This is a genomic window from Collimonas rhizosphaerae, assembly GCF_038896935.1.
GTDB classification, from domain to species: domain Bacteria; phylum Pseudomonadota; class Gammaproteobacteria; order Burkholderiales; family Burkholderiaceae_D; genus Collimonas; species Collimonas rhizosphaerae.
In genome coordinates, this window is the sequence record NZ_JBANDC010000010.1 from 174,340 (window position 1) to 182,514 (window position 8,175).

General features: G+C 58.8%; 6 protein-coding genes and 1 pseudogene. 4 read left to right on the forward strand and 3 right to left on the reverse strand.

From position 1 onward, the window contains the following. Positions 1-144 precede the first annotated feature (144 nt). Positions 145-2,280, forward strand: coding sequence for a polyribonucleotide nucleotidyltransferase (gene pnp, locus V8G57_RS16115; protein WP_342830225.1), 2,136 nt, complete (start codon positions 145-147; stop codon positions 2,278-2,280). Between the two features lie 97 nt (positions 2,281-2,377). Here the strand turns inward: pnp and V8G57_RS16120 are convergent, their stop codons facing one another. From V8G57_RS16120 to fdxA, 3 genes are all read right to left on the reverse strand, one after another. Continuing rightward, positions 2,378-3,508, reverse strand: coding sequence for a Fic family protein (locus V8G57_RS16120; protein WP_342830226.1), 1,131 nt, complete (start codon positions 3,506-3,508; stop codon positions 2,378-2,380). Between the two features lie 170 nt (positions 3,509-3,678). Then, entirely contained in the window at positions 3,679-4,764 is a 1,086-nt protein-coding gene (locus V8G57_RS16125; protein WP_342830227.1) for an NAD(P)/FAD-dependent oxidoreductase, read from the reverse strand. A 191-nt stretch (positions 4,765-4,955) separates the two neighbouring features. Next, positions 4,956-5,279: a ferredoxin FdxA gene (fdxA, locus tag V8G57_RS16130; RefSeq protein WP_041742182.1), complete on the reverse strand. Its 324-nt coding sequence runs from the start codon at positions 5,277-5,279 to the stop codon at positions 4,956-4,958. A gap of 311 nt (positions 5,280-5,590) precedes the next feature. Between fdxA and V8G57_RS16135 the strand changes: the two genes are divergently transcribed. From V8G57_RS16135 to V8G57_RS16145, 3 genes and pseudogenes are all read left to right on the forward strand, one after another. Beyond that, the gene (locus tag V8G57_RS16135; RefSeq protein WP_092398231.1) at positions 5,591-6,526 is read left to right on the forward strand and encodes a cation diffusion facilitator family transporter; all 936 of its coding nucleotides are present in this window, start codon (positions 5,591-5,593) and stop codon (positions 6,524-6,526) included. Between the two features lie 221 nt (positions 6,527-6,747). Beyond that, on the forward strand, positions 6,748-7,941 hold the full coding sequence (gene pncB / locus V8G57_RS16140; RefSeq protein ID WP_342830228.1) for a nicotinate phosphoribosyltransferase: 1,194 nt from the start codon (positions 6,748-6,750) through the stop codon (positions 7,939-7,941). Between the two features lie 83 nt (positions 7,942-8,024). Further along, a pseudogene (locus V8G57_RS16145) lies at positions 8,025-8,175 on the forward strand (sodium:proton antiporter); the annotation flags it as partial.

Here is an 8,175-nt window from a genome sequence, read left to right on the forward strand (position 1 = left end):
GCCAGCGATGAATCGTCTGTGGTGAGGTGAACGACAGCGCCTGAAAATCTGTCGGCAAATAAACAATTGCGGGAAGAGTTTAAGAGTCGCAAGCGTCAGCTTGCGGCGAATTACTCTGTCCCCAACTGATGAGAGGGATATATTGTGTTTAATAAAGTTACGAAGACATTCCAGTATGGTCAGCACCAGGTCACGCTGGAAACCGGCGAGATCGCTCGCCAAGCCTCCGGCGCAGTGCTGGTATCGATTGAAGATACCGTTGTGCTGGCTACCGTGGTGGCACGCAAAGATGCCAAGCCAGGTCAGGATTTTTTCCCATTGACCGTTGATTACGTTGAAAAGACATACGCAGCCGGCCGCATCCCAGGCGGTTTCTTCAAGCGCGAAGGCCGTCCTTCCGAAAAAGAAACCCTGACATCGCGCCTGATCGATCGTCCGATCCGCCCGCTGTTCCCGGAAGGTTACCTGAACGAAGTGCAAGTCATCATCCACGTGCTGTCGGTCAATCCTGAAATCGATCCAGACATCGCTGCAATGATCGGCGCCTCGGCTGCCCTGTCGGTTGCCGGCATTCCTTTCGCCGGCCCGGTCGGCGCTGCGCGCGTCGGCTACATCGACGGCCAGTACGTGTTGAATCCAACCACTTCGCAGCTGGCCAAGTCGGCCATGGACCTGGTGGTTGCCGGTACTGAAACTGCGGTGCTGATGGTTGAGTCTGAAGCCAAGCAATTGTCGGAAGAAATCATGCTGGGCGCGGTTGTATTCGGCCATGAGCAATCGAAGGCAGTCATCAACGCCATCCACGAACTGGTGCGCGACGGCGGCAAGCCTGAAGTCGAATGGAGCCCGGCGCCCAAGAATGAAGCGCTGATCGCCCGCGTTGCGCATTTCGGCGAAGCCAAGCTGCGTGAAGCCTACCAGACCAAAGACAAGCAAGCCCGCACCACCAAGCTGAAAGACGCTACCGCGGAAGTCAACGCGGCATTGGCTGCTGAAGCTGCATCGATCGGCGGCACCGCACCTGACTCATCCGAAGTCAGCGGCATCCTGTTTGACCTGGAAGCCAAGATCGTCCGTTCGCAGATCCTGGAAGGCGAGCCACGCATCGACGGCCGCGATACCCGCACTGTGCGCCCGATCACGATCCGTACCGGCGTCCTGCCGCGTACCCACGGTTCGGCACTGTTCACCCGCGGCGAAACCCAGGCGCTGGTAGTCGCCACGCTAGGCACTGCGCGCGACGAGCAAAAGATCGACGCGCTGATGGGCGAATACTCGGACCGTTTCATGCTGCATTACAACATGCCACCGTTCGCTACCGGTGAAACCGGCCGCGTAGGTACGCCTAAGCGCCGCGAAATCGGCCATGGCCGCCTGGCCAAGCGTGCACTGCAGGCAGCACTGCCGGCGCCGGAAGATTTCAGCTACTCGGTGCGCCTGGTATCGGAAATCACTGAATCCAACGGTTCGTCGTCGATGGCTTCGGTCTGCGGCGGCTGCCTGGCGCTGATGGATGCCGGCGTGCCGATGCAGGCGCACGTTGCCGGCATCGCCATGGGCCTGATCAAGGAAGGCAGCAAGTTCGCCGTCCTGACCGACATCCTGGGCGATGAAGATCACCTGGGCGACATGGACTTCAAGGTAGCCGGTACGGCCAACGGCATCACTGCCCTGCAGATGGATATCAAGATCCAGGGCATCACCAAGGAAATCATGCAGGTCGCTCTGGCGCAAGCCAAAGAAGGCCGTATCCATATCCTCGGCAAAATGCAAGAAGCGGTGCCGCACGGTAAAACCGAGCTGTCCGATTTCGCGCCGCGCCTGATCACCATCAAGATCAATCCGGAAAAAATCCGCGACGTGATCGGCAAGGGCGGCGCAGTGATCCGCGCCCTGACCGAAGAAACCGGCACCCAGATCGATATCAGCGACGAAGGTGTCGTGACTATCGCTTCGGTAGATGCCGCTGCAGGCCAGGAAGCCAAGCGCCGTATCGAAGAACTGACGGCTTCGGTTGAAGTCGGCAAGGTCTACGAAGGTACGGTCTTGAAGCTGCTGGACTTCGGCGCGATCGTGCAAGTGTTGCCAGGCAAGGACGGCTTGCTGCACATCAGCCAGATCGCCAATGAGCGCGTCAATGCAGTCGCCGACTACCTGAAAGAAGGCCAGCAAGTGCGCGTCAAGGTTCTCGAAACCGACGACCGCGGCCGTCTGAAGCTGTCGATGAAGGCAGCCCAGTCTGAAGAAGGCGGCGAAGCTGCTCCGGTAGCAGCACAGTAATCCAGTGCTGCAAGTAGCATGAAAAACGCCCGGGATGCATTTGCATCCCGGGCGTTTTTACGTTTGTGCAATAAGAAGTGCTGACGGGCCGCTCTTGCTAGGATTCCCATCCTTCGATATTGATGTAGTAGCGCGTTGACCGGCCGGCTCCCGCCTGGCGCAACAGTTTCATTTGTTCCAGTTCGATGAGGTCGCGCGAAGATGTGGCCCGCGAGGCGCCAGTCAGGTTTTCGTACTTCTTTGTGCTCATCCCGCCTTCAAAGCCGCCGGGTCCTGCATCCAGCAATGCATTGAGCGCCTTGCGCTGGCGCGGGGCGAGTTCTTTGTCGCGATGATCGAACCAGAATCTCGCCTTCACCAGCGACTCGTCAATCACTAGAGACGCCTGCTCGCAAGCGACCCGGACTTGCGCGACGAACCATACGACCCAGCTGGTCACATCCATGGAGCCATGCTGCGCGCGTTCCAGTTCACGATAGTAGTCTTCTCTTTCTTCGAGCAGCCGTTGAGAGAGGCGAATCAGGCGGCTGGCTTCGCCAGTGTCGCGCGCAAGCACCAGATCGACGAGGACCCGGCCGACACGGCCATTGCCATCTTCGAAAGGGTGGACGGTCTCGAACCACAGATGGGCGAGCGCAGCCTGGGTGAGGCTCTCCGCTTCCGCCTTATTGTTGAACCATTTGAGCAGTTGCTCCATTTCTGCCGGCACGCGGGCGGAAGGAGGAGCTTCGTAATGAACATTCTCGCTGCCGATGCGCCCGCTGACGATCTGCATGGGCTCAGCGTGTTCGCGGTAAGCGCCGACACGGATCTTGCTCATGCCGGAAAAGCCGGTGGGAAACAATGCTGCTTGCCAGGCCTGGAGGCGTTCGTGGCTCAGCGGGGCGGAGGCATTGCTGACGGCGTCATCCATGATGTCCAGCAGGCCGTCGATATGCCGTGGCGCGTTCGGGCCTCCGCCGTTAACGACGCCCAGCCTGCGGCCGACGGATGAACGGACAGCCTGCAGATCCAGGCGCTCGCCTTCGATTGCGGCAGTTGAAACCGCCTCCTGGCTCCAGGCTTCCGCGGCCAGTTCCTGGCGCTGCTCAAATCCCAGTGCGGCCAGCTTTCCTTCGATCACGCCCTGGGCGCGTCTTGCGAGAGCGATTTCCTTGCCAACCAGCGCAATGTCATAGCGCATTTTTGGCCAACCGGGATCTTGCCAGATAAGATGAGGTGATTTCATTGCATTATCGACTCAATAAATGAGTTGATTATAATGCATAATCGACTCATTGCAAGATGTGAAAATTCCATGAAAGCGACTCATCGTGACGCATGGCCGCCCGCAACGACGATAAAAAGCCGTCCGAGAATTGCTCCTCGGACGGCTTTTATTGAATCAGGCAGGGCTGCTTAATCGAACACTGGCGATTCCACACCCAGGATCTTGTGCAGCTTCGGCGATGTGGTGGTGTACTGCATGTGGATCTTCTTGTCCGGGAAAATGTAGGGCGCAGCGCCGAATGCGGCCAGCGCGGCTTCATGGAAGCCCGACAGGATCAGTTTTTTCTTGCCCGGATAGGTGTTGATGTCGCCCACCGCAAAGATGCCCGGCACATTGGTTTCGAACTTTTCGGTATCGACCACTTTCAACTGCTTGCGCTCGATATCCAGGCCCCATTCGGCGATTGGGCCGAGTTTTGGCGACAGGCCGAAGAACACCAGCAGGGTGTCCAGCGGCAGGCGGCGGGTGACGCCGTCCGGGCCGGTGACCTTGATCTCGCTCAGCTTGCCGTCCTTGGCTTCGTGGCCGGTGACCTGGCCGACCAGGAACTGCATTTCGTAGGCTTCGCACAAGGCTTTCATCTTGGCGACGGAAGCCGGCGCCGCGCGGAATTCTTCGCGACGATGCAGCAACACCACCGATTCGGCCTTGCCGACCAGGTCCAGCGCCCAGTCCAGCGCCGAATCGCCGCCGCCGCAGATCACCAGGTTCTTGCCGTGGAACTGGGCCGGATCCTTGACGCGGTAGAACAGCTGCGTGTTGTCGAACTGGTCGATGCCTTCGACCTTGATGGTGCGCGGCTGGAACGAACCGACGCCGGCCGCGATGAAGATGGTCTTGGTGATGAAGCGGGTGCCGGCCGAGGTTTCCAGGTCGAAGCGGTTATCTTCGCGGCGCGCTACCAGCGTCACTTCCTGGTTAAGGTGGAAGGTCGGTTCGAACGGCTCGATCTGCTTGAGCAGGTTGTCGGTCAGTTCCTGGCCGGTGCAGACCGGGACTGCGGGAATGTCGTAGATCGGCTTGTCAGGGTACAGCTCCACGCACTGGCCGCCGACCACCGGCAAGGAGTCGATGACATGGGCCTTGATTTCCAGCAGGCCGAGTTCGAAGACCTGGAACAGGCCGACCGGACCGGCGCCGACGATGACGGCATCGGTTTCGATCACGCTGTTGGCAGGGGTGAGTGCTGGTGCGAGTTTGACGGTGGTATCCATACGACGATCTGATTCCTGTTTCAGTTGGGTCCCCCAAAACGCCCTGCCGGTTTTGGCTGCGACGGCGATTGGATGAAGGTTTTCGCGAATTTCCGTGCGACGGCGAATACATGCTGCACTGTGGCTGGGGACAATGGCCTGGCTTAAATCGGCGCTTGGCGCCACGCCGCCCGGTAAGGGCGGGTTCCAGCTTAACGTTGCAAGAAGTCCAATTTTTCCTTGACGTCTTTCCATTCCTCGGCTTCCGCCAAAGGAGCGATGGTCTTGGTGATCGACGGCCAGTGGCGCGACAGGTCTTCATTCAATTTGATGAAATGCAGCTGGTCCGCCGGCACATCTTCTTCAGCATAGATGGCGTTGACCGGGCACTCGGCGACGCAGACCGCGCAGTCGATGCACTCGTCGGGGTCGATCGACAGGAAATTCGGGCCTTGGCGGAAGCAATCAACCGGGCATACATCCACGCAGTCGGTATAGCGGCAGCGAATGCAGGATTCGGTCACAACGTGGGTCATAACAACAGTCCTATCTGTAAATAATGTTCTTGAAGCGGATATTGAGGCGGCGGCGGGTAGCCCGGAGCAAGTGCTGCCCTTGATATATACCCAGTCGCAAAGCCTTGTATTTTAAGGTAATTCGGGTTTTCCCACAAACAGCTGTTATATAGAATCCATATAAGCAAATGTGAAATTCACATTAGCCGCAATTGCCGGTATTTCCGCAGTTTTACCACATCCGCCGGAAGCATTTCGAGGCGGCGCCAGGATTGCTTGCGTCGGCTTGGCAAAATGGCTATCGTGGACGCCTTTGTTGCTACGGAATAATTATGTCATCTTCCAACGAAAGCTCCACCAAAGCGATTTTTTACGCCCTGGGCGCCAATGGCGGCATCGCACTGGCGAAGTTTGCCGCCTCGATCTATACCGGGTCGGGAGCGATGCTGGCAGAGGCAATCCATTCGCTGGCCGACTGCACCAACCAGGTGTTTCTGCTGATCGGCCTGAAAGAAGCCAAGAAACCGGCAAATTCGTCGCATCCCATGGGTTATGCGCGGGTGGTGTATTTCTGGGCAATGATGGTGGCGCTGCTGCTGTTTTTTGTCGGCGGCGCGTTTTCGGTGATGGAGGGCATCGAGCACCTGAAGCATCCGCAAGCCATCAGCACCCCTTGGGTGGCGCTGGGCGTGCTGGGCATATCGGTAGTGCTGGAAGCGTTTTCCCTGCGCGGCGCGATGGTGGAGATCCGCAAGATTTCGCATGGCAAGCCGTTCATGCAGTGGTTCCGCGAAACCCGGCAGTCGGAGCTGATGGTGGTGGCGGGCGAGGATATCGCCGCCCTGGCCGGGCTGGCGCTGGCGTTTGTCGCGGTGCTGATGACGGTGGTCACCGGCAATCCGCTGTGGGACGCCTGCGGCACGATTGCAGTCGGCTTGTTGCTGATGATCGTCGCGGTGATGGTGATCCGCGAGGTCAAGGCCATGGTCACCGGCGAATCGGCGGCGCCCGAGGTGCACGCTGCCATCAAGGCGCATATCGAAGCCGACGCCGACGTAGCGGCCGTCAGGAACCTGATTTCCATGCAATGGGGCGAGCAGGTCATGGTTGCAGTGCAAGCCGTGATGCGGCCGCAGCCCTCCGATGTGGCGCTGGTCGATGCGATCAACCGCATCGAAGCCTCGATCCAGCAGCGCTGGCCGCAGGTGCACTGGTGTTTCTTTGAACCGGACCATGCACAGGCGGCGCCGGCCGCTGCCGAAGCCTGACATTTCATTAGGGAGCATTGCCATGAACCTATGCTTTCCGCGTTTTCCACAAGCAGCATTGACAGTTTTGATCGCTGCCGCCGGACAGCCAGCGACGTGATCTGGAAATGCGTCATGCCGATGTGTGCGGCAAATGAGACCGCTGCTGTAAGATGCAAGATCGGTCCAGGCAATCCCGAGGTTTTGCCGGCCACTCACCGCCATGCAATTAATCAAAAACCATGATCATTACTTCACTGCTCGACACAGATTTGTATAAATTCACGATGATGCAGGTGGTGCTGCATCATTTTCCGGCGGCCGAAGTGGAGTATCGCTACAAATGCCGGAACAAGGGCATCGACCTGCGGCCCTACGTCGATGAAATCCGCGATGAAATCGCCGGCCTGTGCCGTTTGCGCTTCCAGGAGCAGGAACTGGCTTACCTGGGCAGCATGCGTTTCTTCAAAAGCGATTTCGTCGATTTCCTCAGCCTGTTCCACCTGCAGCAGAAATACATCAGCGTGCAGCCGTCGGCGGCGGACAACGGTGAAATCGATATCACGGTCAAGGGACCGTGGCTGCACACCATCCTGTTTGAAGTGCCGGTGCTGGCGATTGTCAACGAAGTCTATTTCCGTGCGACCCAGGGTGCGCCGGACCACGCCGAAGGGCGGCGGCGCCTGCAAAGCAAGATGGCCCTGATCCGCGACGACCCTGCCATGGCCGGTTGCAAGGTGGCCGACTACGGCACACGCCGGCGTTTTTCCCGCGGCTGGCACGAGGAAGTGGTGCAGACCTTGCAACGCGACTTTGCGCAGCACCTGGTCGGCACTTCCAACGTCCATTTCGCGATGAAGTACGGCATGACGCCGCTGGGCACGATGGCGCACGAATACCTGCAAGCCTGCCAGTCGCTCGGTCCGCGGCTGCGCGACTCGCAGATCTACGGCTTTGAGATGTGGGCCAAGGAATATCGCGGCGACCTCGGAATCGCCTTGTCCGACGTTTACGGCATGGCGGCTTTCCTGCGCGATTTCGACCTGTACTTCTGCAAGCTGTTCGACGGCGCCCGCCACGATTCAGGCGATCCGTTCGAATGGGGCGAACGCCTGATCAAGCATTACCAGGACAACCGGGTCGATCCCTCGACCAAGACGCTGGTGTTTTCCGACAGCCTCGATTTCGGCAAGGTCAATGCGCTGTACCTGCGTTTCAAGGACCGGACCAGGGTAGCGTTCGGCGTCGGCACCAACCTGACCAACGACCTCGGCTACACGCCATTGCAGATCGTCATGAAGATGGTGCGCTGTAACGGCCAGCCGGTCGCCAAGCTGTCCGATACGCCGTCCAAGAACATGTGCGACGACCAGGCTTACCTGAATTACCTGCGCCAGGTCTTCGAGATCGCCGAGCCGGTTGCCGCGGCGACATAGTGTGGTGTCTTTGTTATTTTTTTGATATTGATTCCAGGCTAAAATAGCCGGTTTCGATCGATCACCTTATCTGGAAGATTACATTGCACAAAAAAATACTCGCTATCTTGATCGCTTTGCTGCCCGTGGCGGCGCAGGCAGCGGAGCTGGACGGCGCCCAGCTGTCGGCCTGGTGGGGCGTGCCTTTCATGGGCCTGCTGCTGTCGATTGCGCTTGGCCCGCTGCTGGCGCCGG

Bases quoted from the DNA above. Each gene is read 5' to 3' on its own strand.
- fdxA (WP_041742182.1), bottom strand. From the start codon at position 5,279: ATGACCCACGTTGTGACCGAATCCTGCATTCGCTGCCGCTATACCGAC.
- pncB (WP_342830228.1), top strand. From the start codon at position 6,748: ATGATCATTACTTCACTGCTCGACACAGATTTGTATAAATTCACGATG.
- V8G57_RS16125 (WP_342830227.1), bottom strand. From the start codon at position 4,764: ATGGATACCACCGTCAAACTCGCACCAGCACTCACCCCTGCCAACAGC.
- V8G57_RS16135 (WP_092398231.1), top strand. From the start codon at position 5,591: ATGTCATCTTCCAACGAAAGCTCCACCAAAGCGATTTTTTACGCCCTG.
- V8G57_RS16120 (WP_342830226.1), bottom strand. From the start codon at position 3,508: ATGAAATCACCTCATCTTATCTGGCAAGATCCCGGTTGGCCAAAAATG.